The 25,228-nt window shown below is 70.6% G+C and carries 29 protein-coding genes; 14 read left to right on the top strand and 15 right to left on the bottom strand.

The genetic code is table 11. From position 1 onward, the window contains the following. The first annotated feature begins 113 nt into the window (after positions 1–113). The 4 genes from VFE82_RS05620 to VFE82_RS05605 all read left to right on the top strand — a co-directional run bounded on the left by VFE82_RS05620 (position 114) and on the right by VFE82_RS05605 (position 3,196). A complete protein-coding gene (locus VFE82_RS05620) occupies positions 114–1,883 on the top strand; it encodes a DEAD/DEAH box helicase (RefSeq protein ID WP_324999263.1) in 1,770 nt (589 codons plus the stop codon). Between the two features lie 87 nt (positions 1,884–1,970). After that, positions 1,971–2,624 carry a nucleoside-diphosphate sugar epimerase gene (locus VFE82_RS05615; protein ID WP_324999262.1) on the top strand — a complete coding sequence of 218 codons (654 nt, stop codon included), beginning with the start codon at positions 1,971–1,973 and terminating at the stop codon, positions 2,622–2,624. Positions 2,625–2,733: 109 nt separating this feature from the next. After that, positions 2,734–2,901, top strand: a complete 168-nt coding sequence (locus VFE82_RS05610) for a hypothetical protein (RefSeq protein ID WP_324999261.1) — start codon at positions 2,734–2,736, stop codon at positions 2,899–2,901. Positions 2,902–2,908: 7 nt separating this feature from the next. Then, the gene (locus VFE82_RS05605) at positions 2,909–3,196 is read left to right on the top strand and encodes a hypothetical protein (RefSeq protein WP_324999260.1); all 288 of its coding nucleotides are present in this window, start codon (positions 2,909–2,911) and stop codon (positions 3,194–3,196) included. Between the two features lie 51 nt (positions 3,197–3,247). On the opposite strand, the gene VFE82_RS05600 is transcribed toward VFE82_RS05605, so the two are convergent. The 9 genes from VFE82_RS05600 to VFE82_RS05560 all read right to left on the bottom strand — a co-directional run bounded on the left by VFE82_RS05600 (position 3,248) and on the right by VFE82_RS05560 (position 11,447). Further along, the gene (locus VFE82_RS05600; RefSeq protein WP_324999259.1) at positions 3,248–3,823 is read right to left on the bottom strand and encodes a DUF4334 domain-containing protein; all 576 of its coding nucleotides are present in this window, start codon (positions 3,821–3,823) and stop codon (positions 3,248–3,250) included. Positions 3,824–3,845: 22 nt separating this feature from the next. Beyond that, on the bottom strand, positions 3,846–5,051 hold the full coding sequence (locus tag VFE82_RS05595) for a PAS domain-containing sensor histidine kinase (protein WP_324999258.1): 1,206 nt from the start codon (positions 5,049–5,051) through the stop codon (positions 3,846–3,848). Between the two features lie 125 nt (positions 5,052–5,176). Next, entirely contained in the window at positions 5,177–5,536 is a 360-nt protein-coding gene (locus tag VFE82_RS05590) for a hypothetical protein (protein WP_324999257.1), read from the bottom strand. A gap of 104 nt (positions 5,537–5,640) precedes the next feature. Continuing rightward, positions 5,641–6,837: a mandelate racemase/muconate lactonizing enzyme family protein gene (locus VFE82_RS05585; protein WP_324999256.1), complete on the bottom strand. Its 1,197-nt coding sequence runs from the start codon at positions 6,835–6,837 to the stop codon at positions 5,641–5,643. Between the two features lie 23 nt (positions 6,838–6,860). Continuing rightward, positions 6,861–7,643, bottom strand: coding sequence for a transglutaminase-like domain-containing protein (locus VFE82_RS05580; protein ID WP_324999255.1), 783 nt, complete (start codon positions 7,641–7,643; stop codon positions 6,861–6,863). A gap of 127 nt (positions 7,644–7,770) precedes the next feature. After that, complete coding sequence (locus VFE82_RS05575; RefSeq protein ID WP_324999254.1) at positions 7,771–8,778, bottom strand: TRAP transporter substrate-binding protein; 1,008 nt, start codon at positions 8,776–8,778, stop codon at positions 7,771–7,773. A 55-nt stretch (positions 8,779–8,833) separates the two neighbouring features. Further along, positions 8,834–10,132: a TRAP transporter large permease subunit gene (locus tag VFE82_RS05570; protein WP_324999253.1), complete on the bottom strand. Its 1,299-nt coding sequence runs from the start codon at positions 10,130–10,132 to the stop codon at positions 8,834–8,836. Next, positions 10,129–10,683 carry a TRAP transporter small permease gene (locus VFE82_RS05565; RefSeq protein WP_324999252.1) on the bottom strand — a complete coding sequence of 185 codons (555 nt, stop codon included), beginning with the start codon at positions 10,681–10,683 and terminating at the stop codon, positions 10,129–10,131. The genes VFE82_RS05570 and VFE82_RS05565 overlap by 4 nt, the downstream gene beginning before the upstream one ends. A 20-nt stretch (positions 10,684–10,703) precedes the next feature. Further along, on the bottom strand, positions 10,704–11,447 hold the full coding sequence (locus VFE82_RS05560; protein WP_324999251.1) for a FadR/GntR family transcriptional regulator: 744 nt from the start codon (positions 11,445–11,447) through the stop codon (positions 10,704–10,706). A 68-nt stretch (positions 11,448–11,515) separates the two neighbouring features. Here VFE82_RS05560 and VFE82_RS05555 point away from each other — a divergent pair, with 68 nt between their 5' ends. The 4 genes from VFE82_RS05555 to VFE82_RS05540 are packed head-to-tail and all read left to right on the top strand — an operon-like array spanning position 11,516 to position 15,663. Then, positions 11,516–13,258, top strand: coding sequence for an IlvD/Edd family dehydratase (locus tag VFE82_RS05555; protein ID WP_324999250.1), 1,743 nt, complete (start codon positions 11,516–11,518; stop codon positions 13,256–13,258). 42 nt (positions 13,259–13,300) lie between these two features. Beyond that, entirely contained in the window at positions 13,301–14,206 is a 906-nt protein-coding gene (locus VFE82_RS05550; protein WP_324999249.1) for a 2-dehydro-3-deoxygalactonokinase, read from the top strand. Next, the gene (locus VFE82_RS05545) at positions 14,203–14,838 is read left to right on the top strand and encodes a 2-dehydro-3-deoxy-6-phosphogalactonate aldolase (RefSeq protein ID WP_324999248.1); all 636 of its coding nucleotides are present in this window, start codon (positions 14,203–14,205) and stop codon (positions 14,836–14,838) included. Before VFE82_RS05550 ends, VFE82_RS05545 begins: the two co-directional genes overlap by 4 nt. A gap of 54 nt (positions 14,839–14,892) precedes the next feature. Beyond that, entirely contained in the window at positions 14,893–15,663 is a 771-nt protein-coding gene (locus VFE82_RS05540; protein ID WP_324999247.1) for an SDR family oxidoreductase, read from the top strand. Positions 15,664–15,747: 84 nt separating this feature from the next. On the opposite strand, the gene VFE82_RS05535 is transcribed toward VFE82_RS05540, so the two are convergent. Next, positions 15,748–17,187 (bottom strand): NAD-dependent succinate-semialdehyde dehydrogenase, encoded by a 1,440-nt coding sequence (locus VFE82_RS05535; protein ID WP_324999246.1) that lies wholly within the window; start codon positions 17,185–17,187, stop codon positions 15,748–15,750. Between the two features lie 181 nt (positions 17,188–17,368). On the opposite strand from VFE82_RS05535, the gene VFE82_RS05530 reads away from it, so the two are divergent. The 3 genes from VFE82_RS05530 to VFE82_RS05520 are packed head-to-tail and all read left to right on the top strand — an operon-like array spanning position 17,369 to position 18,407. Next, positions 17,369–17,566 carry a hypothetical protein gene (locus tag VFE82_RS05530; protein ID WP_324999245.1) on the top strand — a complete coding sequence of 66 codons (198 nt, stop codon included), beginning with the start codon at positions 17,369–17,371 and terminating at the stop codon, positions 17,564–17,566. Positions 17,567–17,585: 19 nt separating this feature from the next. After that, positions 17,586–17,930 (top strand): hypothetical protein, encoded by a 345-nt coding sequence (locus VFE82_RS05525; protein WP_324999244.1) that lies wholly within the window; start codon positions 17,586–17,588, stop codon positions 17,928–17,930. Between the two features lie 6 nt (positions 17,931–17,936). Further along, entirely contained in the window at positions 17,937–18,407 is a 471-nt protein-coding gene (locus tag VFE82_RS05520; RefSeq protein ID WP_324999243.1) for a DUF1810 domain-containing protein, read from the top strand. Here the strand turns inward: VFE82_RS05520 and VFE82_RS05515 are convergent. Then, positions 18,370–18,687, bottom strand: coding sequence for a hypothetical protein (locus tag VFE82_RS05515; RefSeq protein ID WP_324999242.1), 318 nt, complete (start codon positions 18,685–18,687; stop codon positions 18,370–18,372). The two genes, VFE82_RS05520 and VFE82_RS05515, sit on opposite strands and share 38 nt — an antisense overlap. Before the next feature lie 214 nt (positions 18,688–18,901). Between VFE82_RS05515 and VFE82_RS05510 the strand changes: the two genes are divergently transcribed. The 3 genes from VFE82_RS05510 to VFE82_RS05500 are packed head-to-tail and all read left to right on the top strand — an operon-like array spanning position 18,902 to position 21,455. Beyond that, the gene (locus VFE82_RS05510) at positions 18,902–19,864 is read left to right on the top strand and encodes a UDP-glucuronic acid decarboxylase family protein (protein WP_324999241.1); all 963 of its coding nucleotides are present in this window, start codon (positions 18,902–18,904) and stop codon (positions 19,862–19,864) included. A gap of 10 nt (positions 19,865–19,874) precedes the next feature. Further along, positions 19,875–20,888 (top strand): hypothetical protein, encoded by a 1,014-nt coding sequence (locus tag VFE82_RS05505; protein WP_324999240.1) that lies wholly within the window; start codon positions 19,875–19,877, stop codon positions 20,886–20,888. Beyond that, positions 20,889–21,455 (top strand): DUF1003 domain-containing protein, encoded by a 567-nt coding sequence (locus tag VFE82_RS05500; RefSeq protein WP_324999239.1) that lies wholly within the window; start codon positions 20,889–20,891, stop codon positions 21,453–21,455. Between the two features lie 21 nt (positions 21,456–21,476). On the opposite strand, the gene VFE82_RS05495 is transcribed toward VFE82_RS05500, so the two are convergent. From VFE82_RS05495 to VFE82_RS05480, 4 genes are all read right to left on the bottom strand, one after another. Further along, positions 21,477–22,292 carry a glycine zipper 2TM domain-containing protein gene (locus VFE82_RS05495; RefSeq protein WP_324999238.1) on the bottom strand — a complete coding sequence of 272 codons (816 nt, stop codon included), beginning with the start codon at positions 22,290–22,292 and terminating at the stop codon, positions 21,477–21,479. 122 nt (positions 22,293–22,414) lie between these two features. Continuing rightward, positions 22,415–23,008, bottom strand: coding sequence for a histidine phosphatase family protein (locus tag VFE82_RS05490; RefSeq protein WP_324999237.1), 594 nt, complete (start codon positions 23,006–23,008; stop codon positions 22,415–22,417). Then, positions 23,005–23,949 carry a beta-xylosidase gene (locus VFE82_RS05485; RefSeq protein WP_324999236.1) on the bottom strand — a complete coding sequence of 315 codons (945 nt, stop codon included), beginning with the start codon at positions 23,947–23,949 and terminating at the stop codon, positions 23,005–23,007. Before VFE82_RS05485 ends, VFE82_RS05490 begins: the two co-directional genes overlap by 4 nt. 6 nt (positions 23,950–23,955) lie before the next feature. Beyond that, on the bottom strand, positions 23,956–25,161 hold the full coding sequence (locus tag VFE82_RS05480) for an inositol-3-phosphate synthase (RefSeq protein WP_324999235.1): 1,206 nt from the start codon (positions 25,159–25,161) through the stop codon (positions 23,956–23,958). Positions 25,162–25,228: the final 67 nt, after the last annotated feature.

Here is a 25,228-nt window from a genome sequence, read left to right as displayed (position 1 = left end):
GTCCTTCCCGGGCCTTCGCATTCCCACCCTCCCAACCCGATCTGCCTGGACTGGCGCGGTGTCCTGCACCGCACGGGCCGATCCCTGCGCCAAGGTTGGCGCTCCTTCAGCTGATGACATTTGACGATCTGAAACTGGCCCCGGCCATCCTCAAGGCCGTGCGCGAGCAGGGTTACGAGACCCCCACTCCCATCCAGGCCCAGGCCATCCCCGTGGTGCTCGAAGGCCACGACCTGCTCGGGGGCGCCCAGACGGGCACCGGCAAGACGGCCGCGTTCACCCTGCCCCTGCTGCACAAGCTCACCATGTCGCGCAGCGGCAAGAGCAAGTTCGGCGGCCTCGGGATTCGCGCCCTGGTGCTCACGCCGACCCGCGAGCTGGCCGCCCAGGTCGAGGAGTCGGTGCGCACGTACGGCAAGTACCTGCAACTGACCTCGACCGTGATCTTCGGCGGGGTCGGCATGAACCCGCAGATCGACCGCATGAAGAAGGGCGTCGACATCCTGGTGGCGACGCCGGGCCGCCTGCTCGATCTGCAGCAGCAGGGCTTCATGGATCTGTCCACGGTCCAGATCCTGGTGCTCGACGAGGCCGACCGCATGCTGGACATGGGCTTCATCCACGATGTGAAGAAGGTGCTGGCCCTGATGCCGAAGGACAAGCAGAGCCTGCTGTTCTCCGCCACCTTCAGTGATGAAATTCGTGACCTTGCTAACGCTTTGTTGCGCGAGCCGCGTAGCGTCCAGGTGACACCGCGCAACACCACGGTGCAGCGCATCACCCAGGTCGTCCACCCGGTCGGCCGCGCGAAGAAGAAGCAGCTGCTGGCGCACATCATCCAGGAGCACGACTGGAGCCAGGTGCTGGTGTTCACCCGCACCAAGTTCGGCGCCAACCATGTCGCCGAATTCCTCAACAAGAGCGGCATCACGGCAATGGCGCTGCACGGCAACAAGAGCCAGGGTGCCCGCACCCAGGCCCTGGCCGGTTTCAAGAGCGGCGAGATCCGCGCCCTGGTGGCGACCGACATCGCGGCGCGCGGCATCGACATCGACGATCTGCCGCACGTGGTGAACTACGAGGTGCCCAACGTCCCCGAAGACTACGTCCACCGCATCGGCCGCACGGGCCGTGCCGGCCGCGAAGGCCAGGCGGTCAGCCTGGTCTGCCTGGACGAGGAAGGCTTCATGCAGGAGATCGAGCGCTTCACCAAGCAGCAGATCCCGGTGCAGCCGGTCGAGGGCTTCGGTCCCGAGCCGGGCGAGCGCGCCGAGCCGATCGCCATGGGCCGCCAGACCCTGTGGGGCGGCGCCGGCAAGCCGCCCAGCCGCGACGTCATGGCCGCCGCCGCCAAGGCCGCGCGCCAGGAAATGATGCAGCGCATCCGCGAGAACAAGGGCGAGTCGGGCGGCGGCAAGTCCCGCTCCGCCGGCAACGGCGGTGCGAACGGCAACGGCAACGGCGGTGGCGGTGGCCGCAGCGGCAAGCCGGCCGGCGGACGCCCCGCGCAGGGTGCCAACGGCCAGCGCCAGGGCGCCGGGCAGCAGGCACGCCCGCCCCAGCAGCAGCGCCCGCCGCAGCAGGCCCGCGCGCCCCAGGGCGACCGTGGCTACGACGACGAACGCGACGACAGCAACGATTCGCTGCCGCGCAACGTCGATCCGCTGCGCACCAGCCTGCCCAGCCGGCGTGACATGACCGGCGTGCGCCGCCCTGCCAGCGGCAACGGCGGCCAGCCCGACCCGATGCGCACCAGCATCGACAGCATGGGCAGCGGTGGCCGACGCGGCGGCGGCAACGGCAACCGCCGTGGCGGCGGTTCGGGCGGTGGTGGCGGCTACGGCGCCCGCGGCGGCAACGCCAACCGCAGCTACGGCCGCTGAGCGGCATTCCCCCGACGATGTCGGGGTCCGGGGCGGCAGGGGCATGATCCGGCAAGCTCGACTTCGCCGGCGCACCGGCCCTCCGCCATGACCGCACGCACTGCCCTCCTCGCCGGGGCCACCGGCCTCGTCGGCCGCGAGCTCCTGGCCGGCTTGCTGGCCGACCCTGGCCTCGCCGCTGTGCACACGCTCGGCCGACGCGAACTGCCGCTGGTGCACGCCAAGCTCAGCCAGCACTGGGTCGATTTCGCGGCGCTGCCCACCCTGCCTGCCGTCGACGAGGTCTACCTGGCCCTGGGCACCACCATCCGCGCCGCAGGCAGCCAGGCGGCGTTCCGCGCCATCGACTACGACGCCAACCTGGCGGTCGCGCGCGCGGCGCGCGCCGCCGGGGCGAAGCGGCTGGGAGTGGTCAGCGCCATGGGGGCGAATGCCCGCTCCGGCATCTTCTACAACCGGATCAAGGGCGAACTGGAGGAAATCCTGGACACCCTGGCCTACGAGGGACTCGTGATCGCGCGCCCCTCCTTCCTCACCGGGGACCGCGCAGCCCTGGGGCAGTCCACGCGCCGCGGCGAAACGCTGGCGCGGCGCCTCAGCACGGTGCTGCGGCCGTTGATCCCGCCCAACTACCGCGCGATCCGTGCCGTCGACGTCGCGGCCGCCCTGCTGCGCGCCGTGCCGCATGCACGCGGACGGCAGGTGCTGCCGTCCGGCCGCATGCAGGGTGCCGGCGGCTGAGCCGGCGCGCACGGTTGCGCCGCCGTCCTACAGGCGCGCCGGTCGCGGCCGCTTGGCGGCCCCCGCGCCGCGGGACATGCTGTGGAGCATCCACGACAGGAGACGGCCCATGCCCACGCCCCAAACGCCCGACAGGCCCAGCGCCGACGAACCGCTCGACGGCCAGGACCGCCCGCGCCCCGACGAGGACGGCCCGCATGACGTGCCCGACGAGGCCGTGATCGAGAAGACGCTTCCCAGCGGCGCAAGCGACCGCACGGATGGCCGCGCGGCCTGAAGGATCGATGTACTACCAGATCGATGCGATCCGCTGGGGCCCCGACGGCCATCTCTCGCACGTGCGCTGGCACGAGGTGATGGCGGACGAGGAGGCGGTCCGGCACGGGCCCGCGAAGATCGTTCCCGTGGTCGATGCAGCGTCCGTGTGCGGGTCGTCCGAGGTGCGCGTCTACGTCGAAGGCAGCACGGGCAAGTTCTTCCGGATGAAGGCATGCCCCGAAGGGATCGACGCCGAAGCGGACGAGCGCGGCACGCCCCTGCAGAAGCGGCTGGCACACCTGCCGGTCTTCTGAGCGCGCCGCGCGCGGCGCAGGCGGCCGCGCAGCCGCGGCGCCCCCGACGGGCTAGCCTGCCTCGCGGCGCAGCAGAAAGAACAGCGGCCGGCTCAGGCCCTTCATGTCCATGGCACCGAGCACGGTGTCGGCGTCGACGGCCCGGAACACGTCGTGCACCGGCACCTGGTCGTACACCATCGTCGCCGTGCTGGCGCCCCGATAGCAGGTCACGCGCAAACGCGCACCCGAGCGCCCGGTGGCCAGCAGGACGAGCGCAGGACGTGCCAGGCGGGCGACGGCCGCAGACTTCAGCCAGGGCAGCCGCAGGACCAGCCGGACCGCCAGCGTCAGGCCGAGCGCACGCAGCCGCATGGTGCCGCCCCACGGCGCGCGGAACACCAGCGGATGCACGTCCTCCAGGCTGTCGAAGCGCTTGCCATGCCAGCCATAGGCCGCCAGCAGGCCGTCGAGCGGGTGGCCGGTCGGGAACTCCTCGCCGCGCCAGGCCCCGAACAGCGCTTCCGGCTGCACCGCGTCCAGCCGGTCGAAGAGCGCCAGCGCCCGCTCGGTGTCCAGCGCGTGCGACGAGGCGGCGCGACCGGCTGCCGCCACGCCGTCGATCCCGTTCCCGGCGGCCTGGGTCACGATGCCCGCACCATGCCGTCGTCTAGTGGGGATCGCTCTCGTGCAGGGCATGCCGCCGCTCGCGACGCGCGCCCTCGCTCGCACTGCCGTGCCCCGGACGTCGTTCGCGCGTCCTGCGGTCGGCCCCGAGCGGGAAGCGCACGGTGAACTCGGCGCCCTTGCCGGGGCCCGAGCTGCGGGCCTCGACACTGCCGCCATGCAACTCCATCACCGCCCGCACGACCGCCAGCCCGATGCCCAGCCCGGAAGGCGCCAGGTCCTCGGCCACGCGGTCGCGGGTGAACAGGTCGAACAGCCGCGGCAGCATCGCGCTTTCGATCCCGATGCCGGTGTCCTCGACATGGATCAGCACCTCGCGGCCTTCCGCCGTGGCCTTGATCCACACCTGTCCCGCGGGCGTGTACTTGATGGCATTGGACAGCAGGTTGGAGATGACCTGCTGGAACCGCTGGCGGTCGACGTCGGCCAGCAGCTGCCCTTCCGGAAGGATGCTCGACAGGCCGATGCCCTTGGCCCGCGCGCTGTCCTGGAACGAGATGCAGGCCTGCTGCAGCAGCGGCCGCACGTCGATGCGCTCGACCTTCAGCTCCGTGCGGCCGGTGTCCAGGCGCGTCACGTCCATCAGGTCATCGGCCAGGCGTGCCAGCGTGCCCACCTGGTTGCGGATGATCTCGGCCACGCGCTGCACCGCTGCGGGGTCGCCGGCGCGCCGCTGCAGGATGGCGGCGCCATTCTGCAGCGGCGTCAGCGGGTTGCGCAGTTCGTGGCCGAGCGTGCGCAGGAACATCCGCGTGCGCACCGCCGCCGCCTCGCTGGCAGCCTGCAGCTGCTCCAGGTGCTCCACCTTGGTCTGCAGGTCCGTGCGGTCGCGCACCGCCTTCACGTAGCCGATCAGGGCACCGTCACTGTTGCGCACGGCCTCGACCGCGCCCGACACCCAGATCCGGGTGCCGTCCTTGCGCACGTGCCAGCGGTCGTCGGAGGAGCGGCTGTCCTCCCGCGCCACGGCCAGCTCGTGCTGGTCGAAGGCGGCGCGCCGGTCCTCCGCGGTGAACAGCACCCCCACGTGCTGGCCGATGATCTCGTCCTGCGTGTAGCCGAAGATGTCCTCGGCCGCGCCGAGCCAGCCCACGATGGTGCCGCTGCGGTCCAGGCAGATCAGTGCATGGACGCGGGTGGTGGCCAGAAAGCCCTCGATGATCAGGGGAAGGCTAAATGTCGAGCTCATGCTTCCAGCATCCGGCACGCTGGTGCGTCGCAGGCGAGGTTCGTGCCGTGGGCTCTTGTAGGAGAGGGAGCAGTGGGCCGGCCGGAAACCCGGCCTGCTGCCGCGCCAGGCGCGCCGGGCAGCCGTCAGGGCTGGGTCAGCCAGGCCTGGGCATCGGCCAGGGAGGTGAAGGTCTTGATCTGCAGCCCCTGGAGTTGCGCGGCCCGCTCGCTGACGCCGACCTTCTGCTGGGCCGGCACCACGGTCGCCACCCGCTCCAGACCTGCCGCCACTTCAGCCAGGTGCGCGCCCAACTGCAGGTGCTCGGTGAACGAGAGGTCCTGTTCGACGCCGAGCAGGTCGATCAGCACCCGGCGGCAACCCGACAGCCTGGCCGTCACCGCACCCAGGCTGGCGCCCCCGCACAGGTCGGACACTGTCGCCGCCCCAGTTCCGACGACGAGCAGGTAATGCTCCCCGTGCTGGACGCCCACGTTGAAGAACATGATGCACAACGATACAGCACCGCGGCCCGGGTGGACAGCGCGATCGGGTTTGCCCGGAGCGCCGCAGCGCTGCAGCCGTGCCGAAGTGCCGCGGGTCGGCCGCTTCAGGCCTTGGCGATCCGCACCATGGCGTCGGGCCGCCGGTGCAGGTCGGGCAGCAATTCGAGCCCGAGGCCGGGCTTGTCGTTCAGGCGGACCATGCCGCCGCTGACCTGCGGCAGCTCGGTCACCAGTTCCTTGTACCAGCCGGTGTAGAAGGCCCGCACGCTCTCCTGCACCAGGGCGTTGGGCGCATGCAGCGACAGGTGGGTGGACGCCGCCCACACCACTGGGCCGGTGCAGTCGTGCGGCGCCACCGGGAGCTGCCAGGCATCGGCCATGCCGGCGATCTTGCGCGCCTCGGTGAGGCCGCCGCACCACGACAGGTCGAGCATCACCACGCCGGCGACGCCGGTTTCGAGGTAGTCCTTGAATCCCCAGCGGTAGCTGAGCGTCTCGCTGGCGCAGATGAGCGCCTGGCAGTCCTGCGCGTACTGCTTCAGCAGGGCCAGCGAATCCATGCGGATCGCATCCTCGTGCCAGAAGGTGTCGAACGGCTGGAGGGCCCGCGCGATCTTGCGTGCCATCGGCAGGCGCCACAGGCTGTGGAACTCCACCATGATGTCCATGCGGTCGCCCACCGCGCCGCGGATCTTGCGGAACGGCTCGAGGGCGAGGTCGAGGTCGGCGTTGCTGATGTACTGGCCGTGGCTGGCCTCGGCGGCCGGATCGAACGGCCAGATCTTCATCGCGGTGATGCCTTCGGACAGCAGCGACTGCGCCAGTTCGTCGGCGTGGTGCAGGAAGCCCTGCAGGTCCTCGTAGGGTCCGTTGCGGTTGGCCAGCCCCCAGTTCGAGGAGGTCTGGTTGGCGTTGCTGCGGATGTACTGGTAGCCGGCGCAGGTGTTGTACACGCGGATGGCGTCGCGGCTGCGTCCGCCCAGCGCCGTGTGCACGGGCATGTTCGCCGCCTTGCCGAACAGGTCCCACAGCGCGATGTCGACGGCCGAGTTGCCGCGCGTCTCGACACCCGAGCCGCGCCAGCCGAGATAGCCGGTCAGGTCGCGCGCGCGCGCCTCGATGGCCAGCGGGTCGGCGCCCAGGAGCCGCTGCGCGGCCCACTCGTGCAGGTAGGCCTCGACCGCCTCGGCGCCCATGAAGGTCTCGCCCAGGCCCACCAGGCCCTCGTCGGTGTGCAGCCGCACCCACAGGATGTTGGGGAACTCGCCGAGGCGGATGGTCTCGAGGGCGGTGATCTTCATGTCGCGGTCGGGCGGGGGCCGCGTCAGGTGGAGTTGCGGGGCGGATGGGCCGACACCTGCGGGCCGGCCTCGGCCCGCAACCGCCGGATCGCGCCATCGATGCGCGGCCCCAGCAGGTTCCACTTCATCGAGCGGGCCAGCGGCCGATGGGGGAAGGCGTCGGAGGCCGAGAAGTCCTGCGTGTCGTGGAAGCGCCCCAGGTCGCGCAGCACCAGCGGGTCGTCGGCTGTCGGCATGCCGCCCAGCCAGGCACCTTCGAGGCCGTCCCAGATCGCATGGCCGTTCAGGCAGATGCCCCAGCCGCAGTCCCACGCCAGCGCTCGCAACCGCTGGCGTGCCGCGGCGACGTAGGCGGCGTCGAAGATGAAGGTGTCGGTCGGCACCCAGCGGCCCTGCAGCCAGACCTCGACGATCGGACGGTTGACGCAAGGGATGGCCGGCAGCAGCCCGCGCAGCAGCTGTCCATGCACCTGCACCCAGTGCTGGCGCGCGGGAATGCCCGCCAGCCGCAGCAAGGCGACGAACAGCGTGGCCTTGTCCGGCGCGTCCCCGGTGCCCGCGTCGAGCGTCTGGCGCGCCGTGCGCGGACGCAGCTTCATCGGCCGCGAGAACGGCTGGCGCTTGACGAACGCATAGACCGCCAGCGCCTTCTCGCGCTCGCTGCGGGACAGCTGGGTGAGCGCCCGGGCCTTCAGGCGCAGGCGCGGATCCTGCAGGTCGATCAGCGGGCTGCTGCCGCGCCAGTCGTCCGGCGCATCGGACGATGCGGCCGGGCCAGGGATGCGGGGATCGGCCGGTTCGGACAATGGGGAGGGACCTTCGGAAGCAGTCGGCGCCCGGCAGGCGCCCTGCGCCGACGGTAGCAGACCCGGGGCGGGCCGGCCACGTCTGCCGCCGGCCGGCCAGGGGCGGACCGGCGGCGGGTCGCGGCGATCAGCCGCCGCGCGCCTTCTTCAGTGCGTCCAGCACCACGTTGACGGCCTCGGCGCCGATCGTGGGCACGTTCTTGTCGTACACCGGGCGGACCTTCTCGAACATGCGCTTCTGCTCGGCGGGCGCAACCTCGTTGACCTGCATGCCCTTGGCCTTGAGGCTGGCCAGGGACTTGGCGTTGAGCTCGCGGTTTGCGGCGCGCTCGACCTTCTGGCCCTCGATGGCGGCCTCGCGCAGCACGGCCTGCTCCTGCGGGGTGAGCTGGTCCCACAGCTTCTTGCTGTACAGGATCAGGAACGGCGTGTAGGCATGGCGGGTGACCGACAGGTACTTCTGGACCTCGTTGAACTTGGAGGTCTCGATGGTCACGAAGGGGTTCTCCTGGCCGTCGATGGTCTTGGTCTCCAGCGCGGTGAAGATCTCGCCGAAGGCCATCGGCACGGCATTGGTGCCCAGCGTCTTGAAGGTGTCCAGGAAGATGTTGTTCTGCATCACCCGGACCTTGACGCCGTCGAAGTCCTCGACCTTGGTCACCGGCCGCTTGCTGTTGGTCAGGTTGCGGAAGCCGTTCTCCCAGTAGGCCAGGTTGACCAGGCCCGCTTCTTCCAGCTTCTTGTTGAAGTACTTGCCGGCATCGCCGTCGAGCACCGCGTCGGCTTCCTTCTCGCTGCCGAACAGGAACGGCAGGTCGAACACGCCCAGTTCCTTGACGATGCCCACCAGCGGCGAGGACGAGGTGCACACCATCTCCTGGGTGCCCGCGCGCAGCGCCTGGGTCGCCTGCAGGTCGCCGCCCGCGGCGCCACCCCAGAAGGCGTTGATCTTCATCTTGCCGCCGGTCTTGGCCTGCAGCACTTCCTGCATCTTCTTGACGCCCTGGCCCACGGGGTGGTCCTCGTTCACGCCGTTGGTGAACTTGATGGTGCGCTCCTGGAACTGGGCGAAGGCCGGCGCGGCCGCCAGCATGGCAGTGGCCGCCAGGGCCACGAGGGAACGTCGTTTCAGCATGGTTGTCTCCTTGTCGAGGGGAAGGTTGCGGTCGAGAGTCGCTCGGCTGCCGCGGTCACCGCATCAGGAACTTCAGCGGGACGAGCACGAGGTCGGGGAACAGCACCAGCAGGAACAGCACGGCCAGCTGGGCCAGGAAGAACGGCATCACGCCCTTGAACGCGTCGTCCATCGTGATGCGCGCCACGCCGCACACCACGTTGAGCACCGTGCCGACCGGCGGCGTGATCAGGCCGATCGCGTTGTTCATGATGAACAGCACGCCGAAGTACACCGGGTCGATGCCGGCCTTGAGCACCACCGGCATCAGCACCGGCGTGAGGATCAGCACCGTCGGCGTGAAGTCCAGCGCCGTGCCCACCACCACGATGAGCACCATGATGATGAACATCAGGAGCGTCTTGTTGCCCACGAAGGGGGACAGCAGGTTGGCCACCTCGGTGGGGATGTTGGCCACAGTGATCAGCCAGGCGCTGACCATCGCGGCGGCCACCAGGAACATGACCACGGCGGTGGTCTTGCCGGCCGCCAGCACGAGGGCGTAGAGCTCGCGCACCTTCAGTTCACGGTAGATGAACATGCCCACGGCGAAGCTGTAGACGGCCGCGACCACGGCCGCCTCCGTCGGCGTGAAGACGCCGAACTTCATGCCGCCCAGGATCACCACCGGCAGGGCGACGGCGAAGCCGCCTTCGGCCGTGACCTTCAGCCGCTGCACCATCGGCATGCGGGGGGCGGGCTGCACGTTCTCGCGGCGGGCCAGCCACCACCAGGTGGCGCCGATGGCCACGCCCATCAGGATGCCGGGGACGATGCCGGCCAGGAACAGCTTGGTGATCGACACGTTGCCGGCCACGCCGAAGACGATCATGCCGATCGAGGGCGGGATCACCGGCGCGATGATGCCGCCGGCCGAGATCAGGCCTGCCGAGCGGTTCACCTGGTAGCCGGCCTGCTTCATCATGGGGATGAGCAGCGCCGCCAGCGCCGCGGTGTCCGCGACGGCGGAGCCGGACAGGGACGCCATGATCACGGCGGCCAGCACGGCCACGTAGCCCAGGCCCCCACGGAAGTGGCCGACCCACGCCATCGCCAGGTTGACGATGCGCCGCGACAGGCCGCCGGCGTTCATGAACTCGCCGGCCAGCAGGAAGAAGGGCACGGCCAGCAGCGGGAAGTTGTCGGCGCCGTCGACGAAACGCTGCGCCAGGATCTGGCTGTCGAAGGCCGGCAGCACGCCGGTGGCCGCGAGGTAACCCATGAGGGCCAGGCCGCACACCAGCAGCGCGTAGGCGATCGGCATGCCGATGCCCATGGCGCCGAGCAGGCTGAAGAGGAAGACGCCGACCGTCATGCCTTGGCTCCTTCAGGGGTGGCGGACGCCGGCGCCGCGAGCGGCACGTCCTCGGACTCGACCACCTGGACCAGTTCGTCGTCCGCGATGCGGCCGGTGACCAGGCGCCACAGCACGTGCAGGTTGAACAGGGCCATCACGGTGCCGACCACGTAGCCGATGCCGTAGATCCAGATCATCGAGATGCCGACCACCGGCGACACGTTGGTGACCTGCAGGTCGTGCATCTTCCAGGTGCCCACGACGAACAGCACGTTGCACCAGAGCATGAGCGCTTCGGACAGGAACAGGCAGGTCTTCTTGCCCGCGCGCGGCAGGTGCTTGACCAGCGTGTCGACCCCCAGGTGGCCCTTGTCGCGCATGGCGATCATGGCGCCGATGTAGGTCAGCCAGATGAAGCAGTAGCGCGACATCTCGTCGGACACCGTGATGCCCGAGTTGAAGCCGTAGCGCAGCACCACGTTGCCGAAGACCATGATGACCATCGCCACCATGGCCGCCACCACCAGGAACTCGAGGAACCTGAAAAACCAGTCGACCGTCTTCTTCATCTTGTTCTTCCTTTCACCTCTCACGCCACGCGCAGCAGCGGCGCGGGCGCATCCAGCTGGGGCAGCCGCCGGCGGGTGGCGAGCACCTCCTCGATGTCGGCGCGGGCGCCGTCGATCAGCACCAGGATCGCCTGCTCGGCCTTGTGGGCGTCGCGCGCGATCACCGCGTCCAGCACCGCCCGGTGCAGGGGCAGCGACAGGCGCGGGCCGTCCTGGCGGGTGGTCGAGATCTCGAAGCTGGTGCGCAGCAGCGCGGCCAGCGCCTTGCTCATCTGCACGATCATGCGGTTGTGGCAGGCCTTGAGCAGACCCTGGTGGAAGCGCAGGTCGTGGCGCACGTAGTCGCCGCCCTCCTCCACCGCCAGCCGCATGCCCTGGTACGCCGCCTCGATCGCCGCGATGTCCTCCGCCGTGCCGCGCTCGGCCGCCATGCGCACCGCGGCCGGCTCGACCACGCGGCGCAGCTCCTGCAGGTCCTGCAGGAACTCGCGCGTCAGGCCGGCGCGCGACTGCCACACCACCACGTCCGGATCGAACCAGTTCCACTGGTCGGCCGGCAGCACGCGGGTGCCGACTTTCGGCCCCGTGGTCACCAGGCCCTTGGCCACCAGCGACTTCACCGCTTCACGCACCACGGTGCGGCTGACTCCGAGTTCCTCGCACAGCAGGGGCTCCGGCGGCACCGAGGCACCGGCCGGGTAGCGCCCCGCGACGATCGCCTCGCCGAGGTGATCGACCGTGTTGCCGTGGATGGTCTTGATCATGGTTTGTACGGAACCGCCGGCGGCAATCGTATGACCATAATATGTTTGCAAATCCGAGGACTAACCCTATGAGCACGAGAGACAAGCCGCGCAAGAAACCAGAGGAACTCCGCAGCCAGCAATGGTTCGGGCGGCAGGACCGCGACGGCTTCGCATACCGCAGTTGGGTCAAGGGCAAGGGCGTGCCGCACGACCAGTTCGATGGCCGCCCCGTGATCGGCATCTGCAACACCTTCAGCGAGCTGACGCCCTGCAACTCGCATTTCCGCACGCTGGCCGAACAGGTCAAGATCGGCGTCTACGAGGCCGGCGGCTTCCCGCTCGAATTCCCGGTGATGTCGCTCGGCGAGACGCTGCTGCGGCCCACCGCCATGCTGTATCGCAACCTGGCCAGCATGGACGTCGAGGAGTCGATCCGCGGCAACCCGGTGGACGGCGTGGTGCTGCTCATGGGCTGCGACAAGACCACGCCGTCGCTGGTGATGGGTGCCTCCAGCGTCGACCTGCCGACCATCGGCGTGTCCGGCGGCCCGATGCTCTCGGGCAAGTGGCGCGGCCAGGAGCTGGGTTCGGGCACCGGCGTGTGGAGCATGAGCGAGCAGGTGCGCGCCGGCACGCTCAAGCTGCAGGACTTCTTCGAGGCCGAGAGCTGCATGCACCGCAGCCATGGCCACTGCATGACCATGGGGACCGCGTCCACGATGGCCAGCATGGTCGAGGCGCTCGGCCTGGGTCTGCCCGGCAACGCGGCCTACCCCGCCGTGGACGGCCGCCGCAACGTGCTCGCGCGCATGGCGGGCCGCCGCATCGTCGACATGGTCCACGAGGACCAGAAGCTCTCGACCATCCTCACCCGCCAGGCGTTCGAGAACGCGATCAAGACGCTGGCCGCCATCGGCGGCTCCACCAACGCGGTGATCCACCTGATCGCCATCGCCCGCCGCATTGGCGTCGAACTCGCGATCGAGGACTTCGACCGTCTGGCCAGCGAGCTGCCCTGCCTGGTGAACCTGCAGCCCTCGGGCAAGCACCTGATGGAAGACTTCTGCTACGCCGGCGGCCTGCCCGTGGTGATGAAGGAGATCGGCCAGCACCTGCACCTGGACGCGGTGACGGCCAACGGCCGCACCGTGGGCGAGAACATCGCCGACGCCCAGAACTACAACACCGAGGTGATCCAGCCGCTGGAGCGCCCGTTCAAGGACAAGGCCGGCATCGCGGTGCTGCGCGGCAACCTGGCCCCGCGTGGCGCGGTCATCAAGCCCAGCGCCGCCACGCCCGAGCTGATGGTCCACAAGGGCCGCGCCGTGGTGTTCGAGGACATCGAGGACTTCCACGCCCGCATCGACGACGAGAACCTCGACATCGACGAGACCTGCGTGATGGTGCTGAAGAACTGCGGCCCCAAGGGCTACCCCGGCATGGCCGAGGTCGGCAACATGCCGCTGCCGCCCAAGGTGCTGCGCAAGGGCATCACCGACATGGTCCGCATCAGCGACGCGCGCATGAGCGGCACGGCCTACGGCACGGTGGTGCTGCACACGGCCCCGGAAGCGGCCGCCGGCGGCCCGCTCGCGATCGTGCGCAACGGCGACATCATCGAGCTGGACGTGCCCAACCGGCGCATCCAGCTGCACATCAGCGACGAGGAGCTGCAGGCCCGGCTCAAGGCCTGGACGCCGCCCAAGCCGCCGCTGGACTCCGGCTACTGGAAGCTGTACGTCGACCACGTGCTGCAGGCCGACCAGGGCGCGGACCTGGACTTCCTGGTCGGCAAGCGCGGCGCCTTCGTGCCCCGCGACAACCACTGAGCGCGCCCGCGCCGGCGCCAGCCTTCCCCCCGGACCATGGCCATGCATGAACTGATCGCCCTGGACTGGGGGACCTCCTCGCTGCGCGCGGCCCGCATCGCCGCGGACGGCACGGTGCTGGACGAGCACCACAGTCCCGAAGGCATCCTGAACGTGGCGGCCGGCGCCTTTCCGGCCGTGTTCGCCGCGGCGGTGGAGCGCTGGCAGCCGGCGCCAGGCGCGCTGTGCCTGGCCGGCGGCATGGTCGGCAGCCGCCAGGGCTGGCGCGAGGCGCCCTACTGTCCCTGCCCGTCCGGCTTCGCCGACCTGGTCGGGCGCATCACCTGGGTGCCGGACGCACCAGGCGGGCTGCGGCTGGGCCTGGTGCCCGGCCTGCAGGCCGAGGCCCACGGCGTGCCCGACGTGATGCGCGGCGAGGAGACGCAGATCGTCGGCGCGCTCGACCTGCTGGGCCTGGACGACGGTCTGTTCGTGCTGCCCGGCACCCACAGCAAGTGGGCCCGCGTGCGCGGCCGCCGCATCGAGGGCTTCTCGACCTTCATGACCGGCGAGGTGTACGCGCTGCTGCGCCGGCATTCGATCCTGGCGCGGACGCTGCCTCCAGAAGACGGCCCGCTGGACGAGGCGGCCTTCCTGCGCGGCGTCGGCCACGCCCGGCAGGCCGGCAGCCTGCTGCACGCGGCCTTCAGCGCCCGCACGCTGGCGCTGTTCGGGCAACTGGATGCCGGCGCGCTGCCGAGCTACCTGTCCGGACTGGTCATCGGCGAGGAACTGCGCAGCCAGGCCCTTCCCACCGGCCAGGAGGTGGTGCTGATCGGCGCGCCGGCGCTCACCGCCCGCTACCAACTCGCACTGCGTTCGCTGGGCGTGCCGGCCCGCACGGCTGGCGACCATGCCACGTGGCATGGCCTGTGGACGCTCGCGCGCACCCTGGAGTCCCCACGATGAATCCCTCTTCCTTCCCATCGGCGCTGGCGGCCTGCCCGCTGGTCGCCATCCTGCGCGGACTCACCCCGGCGGAAGCCGTCCCGGTGGGCCGGGCGCTGGTGGACGCGGGCTTTCGCATCCTCGAGGTGCCGCTGAACTCGCCCAGCCCGCTGGAGAGCATCGCCGCGCTCGCCGCCGCCTTCCCGCAGGCCTGGGTGGGCGCAGGCACCGTGCTGCGCCGCTCGGAGGTCGGCCCGGTGCAGGCGGCGGGCGGCCGCCTGGTGGTGGCGCCCAATTTCCAGCCCGAGGTGGTGCAGGAAGCGCGCGAGCTGGGCCTCGCCTGCCTGCCCGGCATCGCGACACCGACCGAGGCGTTCGCCGCGCTGGAGGCCGGTGCCAGCGGCCTCAAGCTGTTCCCGGCCGAGATGATGGGCCCGCCGGTGGTCAAGGCACTGCGTGCGGTGCTCCCGCGCGACGCGCTGCTGCTGCCCGTGGGCGGCATCACGCCGGCCAGCCTGGCGCCCTACCGGGCCGCCGGCGCCGACGGGTTCGGCATCGGATCCGCCCTGTACCGGCCCGGCATGCCCGTGGCCGAGCTGGCGCACCTGGCCCGCGAGTTCGTCGCGGCCAGCGCCGGGTCGATCCGCGCCTGACCGCCGGTTCTCGTCTCGCGCCCCCGTCCGCACGCTGAGCACGGAGTCTTCCCCATGAGCACGATTTCCTTCGGCCTCGAGGGCCGCATCTGCATCGTCACCGGTGGCGCCCAGGGCATCGGCGAAGCCTGCGCGCGGCGCTTCGCGCGCGAAGGCGCCCTGCCCGTCATCGCCGACGTCGATGCCGTGCGCGGACAGGCGCTGGCCGGCGAGCTCGGCGGGCTGTTCGTGGCCTGCGACGTGGGCGACAAGGCGCAGGTGGACGCCCTGGTGGCGCGGGTGGTGCGCGAGCACGGCCGCATCGACGTGCTGGTGAACAACGCCGGCATCTTCAAGGCCGCCGACTTCCTGGACGTGACCGAGGCCGACTTCGACGCGGTGCTGCGGGTCAACCTCAAGGGCTCGTTCCTCGCCGGGCAGGCGGTCGCCCGCGTCATGGCGGCCGCCGGCCGCGGCGCCATCGTGAACATGAGCTCGGTCAACGCGGTGCTCGCCATCCCGAGCATCGCCAGCTACAACGTGAGCAAAGGCGGCATCAACCAGCTCACGCGGGCGATGGCGCTCGCGCTGGCCGACCGCGGCGTGCGCGTGAACGCGGTCGCGCCCGGGACCATCGCCACGGAGCTGGCCGCGCAGGCGGTGCTCACGAGCGAGGACGCGCGCCGCCGCATCATGAGCCGGACGCCGATGAAACGGCTGGGCGAGCCGGCCGAGATCGCCGACGCGGTCGCCTGGCTGGCCAGCGACGCCGCGAGCTACGTCACCGGCGAGATCGTGGTGGTGGACGGCGGGCGCATGGCCCTGAACTACACCGTGCCGGCGTGACGCCGGCCGCGGGTTCCCGGCACGAGTCCGGGGCCGCGGCGGTGCTGCCCGCGCCTGCCACGGGCAGGCTGCGGGCGCCAGGCCTCAGACGTTCATCACGGCGACCGAACGCGCATTCAGGTACGCCTCCAGCGCTTCCGGGCCGCCTTCCGAGCCGTAGCCGGAGTCCTTGATGCCGCCGAACGGCATCTCGGCGCTGGGCATCGCCGGCATGTTGATCCACAACATGCCCACTTCGACCCGGCGCGACAGCAGGTCGGCGTTCTTCAGCGACCTGGTGAACGCGTAGCCGGCCAGGCCGAACGACAGACGGTTGGCCTCGGCGATCGCCTCTTCCAGCTTGGTGAAGCTGCGGATCGCCGCCACCGGGCCGAACGGCTCGTCGTTGAAGATCTTGGCCTCCAGCGGCACGTCGGCCAGCACGGTGGGTTCCCAGAAGTTGCCGGCGTCGCCGATGCGCTTGCCGCCGGCCAGCACCTGGGCCCCCTTCTTGACCGCGTCCTCGTGGAACTCGGCCATCGCCGTGAGGCGGCGCGGGTTCGCCAGCGGGCCCATCTGGGTGCCCTCGGCCAGGCCGTCGCCCACCTTCAGGCCCTGCGCGTACTTGGCCATGGCGGTGGCGAACTCGTTCTTCACGCTCTCGTGCACCAGGAACCGGGTCGGCGAGATGCACACCTGGCCGGCGTTGCGGAACTTGGCGCCGCCGGCGGCCTTGACCGCCAGCGCGATGTCCGCGTCGTCGCAGACGATCACCGGCGCGTGGCCGCCCAGCTCCATCGTCACGCGCTTCATGTGCTGGCCCGCCATCGCGGCCAGCTGCTTGCCCACCGGGGTCGAGCCGGTGAAGGTGATCTTGCGGATCACGGGGTGCGGGATCAGGTAGCTGGAGATCTCGGCCGGGTTGCCGTAGACGAGGCCCAGCACGCCCGGGGGCAGCCCGGCGTCCTGGAAGGCGCGGATCAGCTCGGCCGGGCCCGCGGGCGTCTCCTCGGGGGCCTTGACCAGCATCGAGCAGCCGGCCGCGAGCGCCGCGCCGACCTTGCGCACCACCTGGTTGATCGGGAAGTTCCACGGCGTGAAGGCCGCGACCGGGCCCACCGGGTCCTTCAGCACCATCTGGCGCAGCGACGGGCTGCCGCGCGACGGCACGATGCGGCCGTAGACCCGGAAGCCTTCCTCGGCGAACCATTCGATGATGTCGGCGGCCGCCATCGCCTCGCCCTTGGCCTCGACCAGCGGCTTGCCTTGCTCCTGCGTCAGCAGCCGGCCGATGGCCTCGGCGCGCTCGCGCATGAAGCCGGCGGCCTTGCGCATGACCTTGCTGCGCTCGGCCGGCGCCATGTCGCGCCAGGTCTCGAATCCCTTCTGCGCTGCCTCCAGGGCCTTGTCCAGGTCCGCCTTGCCGGCGTGGGCGACACGGCCGATCTCCTTGCCGGTGGCCGGGTTGAACACGGCGAGGGTGCGGCCGTCGGCGGCGTCCTGCCACTGGCCATTGATGAAGAGCTGGGTGTTGGGATACGTCATGCGCTGTCTCCGGGGAAAACGTGGATTCTGGCGGATTCGGCGCCACCTCACCCGCGAGGTCGTTGTTCCGGCTCCGCCAGCCCCGGCGGACCCGCGTCTGGCTCGACGTGGGAAGGCCACCGACTCGCCGGCGCAGCGGCGTCCTACACGGCGCCTGGATGGGAAAAATGAACATGCTCGCATGGCGATGCAGATGCCGGTCTTCGACGACAGCGAACTCGAGCTCCTGTGGCACGAGACGCCGACCCGGGCCGAGCCCCGCCGGCCCGCCACGGGATGGGACGCCGCACGCGTCGGCAACATGGCGGTGTGGATCGAGCTGACGCTGTTCACGCTGGCGCCGGCGCTGGGCTTCCTGCTGTGCTGGTATGGCTTCTGAGCACCCCGAGGAGCAACGCATGGAACAACTGGACACGAGGCAGCGGGCGCGGCGACTGCTGGTCGGGCTGGCAGCCTGCCAGGCCGAATTCGAACTGATGTGCGTCGCCGTCACCTGCGGCGGCCGCCGCATCGCGAGCAGCCAGGGCCTGCACGGCCTGTACCGCGACCATGTGGCCTTGCGACCGCGCTCGGGCAGCCAGTTCGTGCAGCTCATCGTGGCGCAGCGCGACGCCGTGCGGGCACTGGGCCAGCTGCGCGAGGGATCCGGGCGTGCGGCGGTGGCCGATCTGCGCGAGGTCCGGCAGCGCCACGCTGCGGTGATCGACGGCCTGATGACCGAAGTGCGCCAGCTGGCCAGCTGACGGCCGATGGCCGCGCCGGCCGACGCCTTCGACCTCCGACGCTTCACGCGGGCACAAGCCGGCGTGATCGGCCAGGTGCGCGACGAGCTGCGCGCCGGCCACAAGCGCACGCACTGGATGTGGTTCGTGTTCCCGCAGCTGCGCGGGCTCGGCACGAGTGCGACCGCCCGGACCTACGGCATCGCGTCACTCGAGGAAGCGCGTGCCTATCTCCGGCACCGGGTGCTGGGGCCGCGGCTGCGCGAATGCTGCGAGTTGCTGCTGGCCCATCCGCCGGGCAGCGGCCCCGCGATCCTGGGCAGCCCGGACGACCTGAAGCTGCGCTCGTGCCTCACCCTGTTCCAGCTGGCCGCGCCCGACGAGCCGCTCTTTCCCCGCTGCCTGGCCCACGTGCTCCGGCAGGGCCCCGACCCCCGCACCCTGCAGCTGTGCGCCGGCGTTAGCGGCGGCGCTGGATCAGCGCCAGCAGGCTCCTGAGCCCCTCGCCCGAGTGCACGGCGACGGGCCTCGGTTCGGCCGCCTCGTCGAGCAGTTCGTCGACCACCTCCAGATCGTGCGCGGCTTCCCGCACCTCGCCTTCGGCATGCGCGGTGCGCTCGGCCGCCTGCGCGATCGCATCGACGTCGCGCCGCGGGATCGCAGCCTTCAGTGCCTCGTTCGCGGCCACGAGTTCGTCCTCCGCGCTGCGGACCTTCTCCCGCGCCAGCTGCGCCTTGCGGCGCGCCACGCCGGCCATGGATTCATGCGTCAGAGCCATGCCCGCGTTGTAGCGTCCTGCCTCTGCGTTCCAAGCTCAGCGGGTTGCGCGGGCGGCTCTTCCGGCGCGATCCGTGGACAACTCCACGGATGAACCCGGCCATGGGAACGCTCCGCTACAAAAAAGTGAGCTCTGCCGGAGGCGAACGCCCCACGGCCGAGCCCGCTTTCTCTATAAACCTCTGCAGGGTCAGCGAACCAGGGAGCCGCCAGCAATGCGCAGATACAACGGATGCAGCCAGATCCTCGTGACGGGGGGCGCCGGGTTCCTCGGCAGCCACCTGTGCGAACGCCTGCTGCAGGAGGGCCACCAGGTCCTGTGCGTCGACAACTTCTTCACCGGCACGCGCCGCAACATCGAGCACCTGCTCGACCATCCGCGGTTCGAGCTGATGCGGCACGACGTCACCGTGCCCCTGATCGTCGAGGTCGACGAGATCTACAACCTCGCCTGTCCGGCGTCGCCGGTGCACTACCAGCACAACCCGGTGCAGACGATCAAGACCAGCGTGCACGGTGCGATCAACATGCTGGGCCTGGCCAAGCGGGTGGGCGCACGCATCTTCCAGGCGTCCACCAGCGAGGTCTACGGCGACCCCGATGTCCATCCCCAGCCCGAGACCTACTGGGGCCGTGTCAACCCCGTGGGCGTGCGCAGCTGCTACGACGAGGGCAAGCGCTGCGCCGAGACGCTGTTCCTGGACTACCACCGCCAGTACGGCGTGGACGTGCGGGTCGCGCGCATCTTCAACACCTACGGCCCGCGCATGCACCCGAACGACGGGCGGGTCGTCAGCAACTTCATCGTGCAGGCGCTGCGCGGCGAGCCGATCACCCTGTACGGCGAGGGCCTGCAGACGCGCAGCTTCTGCTTCGTGGACGACCTGGTCGAGGGCTTCGTGCGCTTCATGCGCCACGACGGCCCGCTGCCCGGCCCCATCAACCTGGGCAATCCGCGCGAGTTCACCATCGTCCAGCTGGCCGAGCAGGTGATCAACATCACCAATTCGAAATCGCCGATCGTGCACCGGCCGCTGCCCTCGGACGATCCGCGCCAGCGCCGGCCCGACATCGGCCTGGCCCAGGAGACGCTCGGCTGGGAGCCCCAGGTCCAGCTGCACGAAGGACTGGTGCGCACGATCGCGTACTTCGACGAGCTGCTGCGCGCGGGCCACTGAGCGCAGGGCGATGGACGCAACGACGCCGCACGAGGTCGGCGCCCGGTGGCTGGCGGCGATGCGCGCCGGCGACTGGGAAGGCGCCTGGCGACAGACCGACCGCCTGGAGCTGCCGCGCCGCCGCGCGCAGCACGCGGCGGGCTTCGTGCGCGAGGCGCACCACCTGGTGTGGGACGGCTCGCCCTTCGACGGCCGTTCCGTGCTGGTGCGCTGCGAACACGGCCTGGGCGACACGCTGCAGTTCTCCCGCTTCCTGCCGGCGGTCGCGGCGCGTGCCCGTGAGCTGCACGTGATGGTGCAGCCGCCCCTGGTCGAGCTGCTGCGCGCGGTGCCGGGCATCGGCCAGGTGCACAACGGCTGGCGCGGGCCCGACTGGCCGGCGCACGAGCTCGAGGTCGAGGTGATGGAGCTGGCCTATGCACTGCGCGCGAGCGCAGACACGCTGCCGCCACCGCTGCCGTTCGACACGGCTGCCGCGTCGCCGTTCGCGGATCTCGACCGTTCCCTGCGCAGCGACGGCCGCCTGCGGGTCGGGTTGCTGTGGGCCGCCAGCGAGTGGGACCCCAGCCGCTCGATCCCGCTCGCGCAGCTGCGGACGCTGCTCGACCTGCCGCATGTGCGCTTCTTCGGGCTGCAGCAGGGCCCGGCAGCGTTGCAGGCCGCGGCGGCCGGCTGGCCGATCGAGCCGCTGTGGGACCGCACCACGTCGGTGGTCGATGCAGCCGCTGCCATGCGGCACCTGGACCTCGTCGTGTGCGTCGATGGAATGCCGGCGCACCTGGCCGGCTCGCTGGGGCGTCCGACCTGGCTCCTGCTCAAGCACGACGCCGACTGGCGCTGGATGGACGACCGCTCGGACTCGCCCTGGTACCCGGCGATGCGGCTGTGGCGCCAGAGCCGCCCGGGCGACTGGGCCAGTCTCGTCGGCCGGGTGGCCCGCGGGCTGCAGCTCCTGTCGGACCCGACGGGCAGGCGCGGCGAGCTCCTACCCGGAAACGCCCCGGCGCTGGCGACGATGTCCTGAATGCAGGCCCACACCGGCAACCGCCCCAGGCTGGACGAATCCGCGCGCAGCGTGGCGGACGTGACACGTGCCAATGTGCAGGCGATGCGCCAGCTGGACCAGCTGGAGACGGCGCGCAGCAGCCTGTCCGACAAGTTCGCGGACCTGGTGGCGCGCGCCTGCGGCCACATCGGCTTTTCCATCGGGCATGCCGTCGGCTTTGCCGGCTGGATGGTCTGGAACACCTGGTTCGCCAGCCAGCCGCCCGATCCCTACCCCTTCACGCTGCTGACGCTGTGGGCGTCCGCCGAAGGCATCTTCCTGATGTCCTTCGTGCTGATCAGCCAGAACTACCAGATGCGCGTCTCGGAGCGGCGCAACCAGCTGGACCTGCAGATCAACCTGCTGGCGGAGCAGGAGAACTCCAAGATGCTCCTGCTGCTGGAGAACATCGCCAAGAAGGTCGGTGCCCTGCACACCGACGATCCCGAGGTCGGCGTGCTGGTGCAGGCCACGGAGCCGGACACGCTCGCCCAGCAGATCGACGACGCCTACCGCGAACAGGACCGCCAGGACGAACGGACCTGAACGGCCCTAGGTCGCCGCAGGTCAGGCGCCCGAACCGGTCGGCGCGCTGGTGCGCAGCGTGCGCGGCTCGCCTGCGCCGTAGCCCTGGTTCATCACGCGCAGGGCGTTGCCGTTGACCGTCACGCGCGTGCCGACCGCCATCGGTTCGGCGCGGCGGAAGGAGCGGACGCTGCCGTCTTCCATGCGCACCTGCACGTCGTAGGCCGTGGTGGCCCGGGCGCGCTTCTCGACCTCGTGGCCGGCCAGGCCGCCGCCGACCGCGCCGAGCACCGTCATCGCGGTCTTGCCGTTACCGCCACCGAACTGGTGGCCGACCAGGCCGCCGACCACGCCGCCAGCCACGGCACCCAGGCCGCTGCCCTCACCCTTTTCCTGCACGGCGCGCACCGATTCGATCGTGCCGCAGCTGGCGCACACGGCGGCGCGGGTGGTCTCCACCGGCGTGGGCACCACGGCAGGCACGGGCTGGGGCGCCGCGGCCTGCACGGGATGCTGCACCGCCGGCGCGGGCCGCGCCGGGGCGGGCTTGTGGACCGGAACGGCCGCATGCGCCTGGGGCGCCGGCTGGGCGATCGGGGTGGCGGGTGCGGTGGGAGCGGGCTGCAGCTGCGCCACCCCGGCCGGTGTCGTCGCCGGGGCCGCCGCCGGGACGGTGCTGAGCGCCGCGACCGGCGCGGCGGCGGGTGCCTCGGGCGCAGCCCAGCGGGACACCAGCGCGCCGGCCAGGCCCGCGGTGATCAGCGACAGCGTTCCGACGACGACCCACACCGCGCGCGGCACGGCGCGCAGCGAGGTGGCGGCGGGGGCAGCCGGCGGGGTGGAAGTGGCAGCGGTCATGGCGAGGCTCCTCGAGTTGGACTGCCCCGGTTATAACGGTCGAGCTGCAAACGGCCGATGTCTGTCCGGTTGGAGTTGTGTCGGGGTGTACGGCGGCGCTGGCGGTGGCCGGGCTGCGAGAACTAGTTGGCGAGGCTGTTGAGCAGCCGCAGCTGCCGCCAGCCCTCTCCCGCCTCGACCACGCTCAGCGACGCCGGCGCGACCTCGAAGCTCTCCAGGGCGTCGAGCGACAGGCCCAGCACACTCGCCACCACGGCCTTGATCACGTCGGCATGCGAGGCGACCAGCACGGTGCGGTCGGGATGGTGCAGGCGCAGCGCTTCCACGCCCGCCATCGCGCGCCGCCGCACGGCTTCGAACGCCTCGCCGCCGGGCGGCGACGCGGTGCTGCGCCGCGCGTTCCAGATTTGCCACCCAGGATCGTCGCGCAGGCTGTCGAACTCGCGCCCGGTCCACTCGCCGAAGTCGATCTCGTCGAACGCCGGCTCGACCTGCACCTGGAGCCGCCGGCGGGCCGCCAGGGCGCCGACGGTCTGGCGTGCGCGCGGTTGCGGGCTGCTGTAGATCGCATGCACCGGGCGCGGCTCCAGACGGCCGACCAGCGCTTCGGCCTGCAGCCAGCCCTGGGCATTGAGGGAGACGCTGGGCATGCGGCCCGCCAGCCCACGGCCGAGCCAGTCGTGCGCCGCGTGGCGCACGAACAGGAAAGTGGTCACGCCAGCGCGGCCAGGCTGCCGGCGACCGGCGCGGCGTCGACGGCCGCGCCTTGCGCGGGCGCGTAGCGGCGCACCATGCGCGCACAGAACTCCGCGTATTCCTGCGGCACCTGCGGCGCGCTGGTGTGGTGCGGCTGCAGGCCGCGGTGCTCGGGCGTGAAGCAGAAGGTCAGCGTCACGTCGAACTCGTCCAGCGCGAGCATCTGGCGGTCGAACCAGGCGTCCGCGTTCGGGCGGAAACTGTCGGCCCACGACAGTCCGGTGCGCAGCTTGCGCACGCCCAGCTGGCGCAGCCAGCGCACCGCGTCGTCGAGGCGGTGGTCCTCGAAGTGGAACCACTGGCAGATGCCCAGCTCGGGCGCGAACTCATGGAAGTGGCGGCAGGCCAGCTTGGGCGAGCCGTCCTCGCGCAGCAGTCCCATGTGGAAGTGCCGGTAGTAGCTGGAGCCCTCCGCCTCGCGATGCCGCGTGGTCGCCGGCCAGGCCTTGGGCAGGTCGTAGAGCGAGTACCAGTGGATGCGCGGCGCTCTACCCACGAGCAGTTCGGCGGTGCGCTTGAGGCCCCATTCCTGCACCTCCTCCGCGCCGAAGGTGGACACGCCGACTTCCGTCACCCACACGGGCAGCGAGGTCACGGCCTGGATCTCGGCCAGCTTCTGCGGCCACTCGTCGATCTGCCAGTGGTTCCAGTCCAGCGGGAAGCCATGCACCGCCACGGCATTCATCTGCTCCAGCGCGCCCAGCGCCTGCAGGCGCTGGATGAATGCGGGATCGATCGGCGAGATGCCGCCCAGCACGCGGGTCAGCGAGGGGCTCTCCTGGCGCACGGCCGCGCCTGCCAGGCGGACCATCTCGGCGAAGCGGACCCACTCGGGGTCGACTTCCAGGTCCCAGTGCGACTTGTTGTTCGGTTCGTTCCAGAACTTGACGGCTTCGATCATGGCGGGTCAGGCGGCTTTCTGCTTGGAGGTGGTGGGCGACGGGGTGGCGGGATCCGTGGCGGCCCGCGACACCGCGGCGTCGTCCATCGGGGTCGAGGCCAGCACCGGCGCGCTGTCGTCGGCGTCGGCCGTCACCGGACCGGTGTCGCCGCGGATGAAGGCCTCGACCAGCTCCCGCGCCTCGTCATCGGTGAACTGCAGCGGCGGCGATTTCATGAAATAGCTGGACGGTCCGTTCAGCGCGCCGCCGATCCCGCGGTCCAGTGCGATCTTGGCGCAGCGGATCGCATCGATCACCACGCCGGCCGAGTTGGGCGAGTCCCACACTTCCAGCTTCACCTCGCAGCTCATGGGCACGTTGCCGAAGCCGGTGCCTTCCATGCGGATGTGGCAGAACTTGCGGTCCTCCAGCCATGGCACGTAGTCGCTCGGGCCGACGTGCACGTCCTTGTCCTTCATCGGATTGCCCAGCTGGCTCGTCACCGCCTGCGTCTTCGACACCTTCTTGGATGCGAGCCGCTCGCGCTCGAGCATGTTGAGGAAGTCGGTGTTGCCGCCGAAATTGAGCTGGTAGGTCCGGTCCAGCCGCACGCCGCGCTTGCGGAACAGGTCGGTCAGGATGCGGTGCACGATGGTGGCCCCGACCTGGCTCTTGATGTCGTCGCCGATGATCGGCAGGCGCCGCTGCGCGAAGCGCTTGTTCCAGTACGGCTGCGACGCGATGAACACAGGTACGCAATTGACGAAGGCGCAGCCCGCCTCCAGCACCTGCTCCACGTACCACTTGGTGGCCATCTCCGAGCCGACCGGCAGGTACGAGACCACCACGTCGGTCCTGGTGGCCTTCAGGATGCCGACGATGTCGTCGGTGCTCGCGGTCGACTTGGGCACCACGTCCTTGAGGTAGCTGCCCAGCCCGTCGTGCGTCATGCCGCGGCTGACCTTCACGCCCAGCGGCGGCACCTCGGCGAAGCGGATGGTGTTGTTCGGCTCGGCGACGATCGCCTCGGACAGATCCAGCCCGACCTTGTGCGCGCTCACGTCGAACGCGGCGGTGAACTCGATGTCGCGCGGGTGGTAGCCGCCGAGCTCGACATGCATCAGTCCCGGAACGAACTCGTGCGGCTCGGCATTTCGATAGAACTGCACGCCCTGCACCAGCGACGACGCACAGTTGCCGACACCGATGAGGGCCACCCTGATTTTCGACATGCATCTCTCCTTTGAACGCCTTCTCAGCGCTTGCTTCATCGTACAAGCGCACGTGACGCGACCTTGC

It is taken from the genome of Ramlibacter sp. (assembly GCF_035655895.1).
GTDB lineage: Bacteria > Pseudomonadota > Gammaproteobacteria > Burkholderiales > Burkholderiaceae_C > Ramlibacter.
Note: the sequence above shows the minus strand (reverse complement) of the source record. Positions and strands in the feature narration are given on the sequence as shown.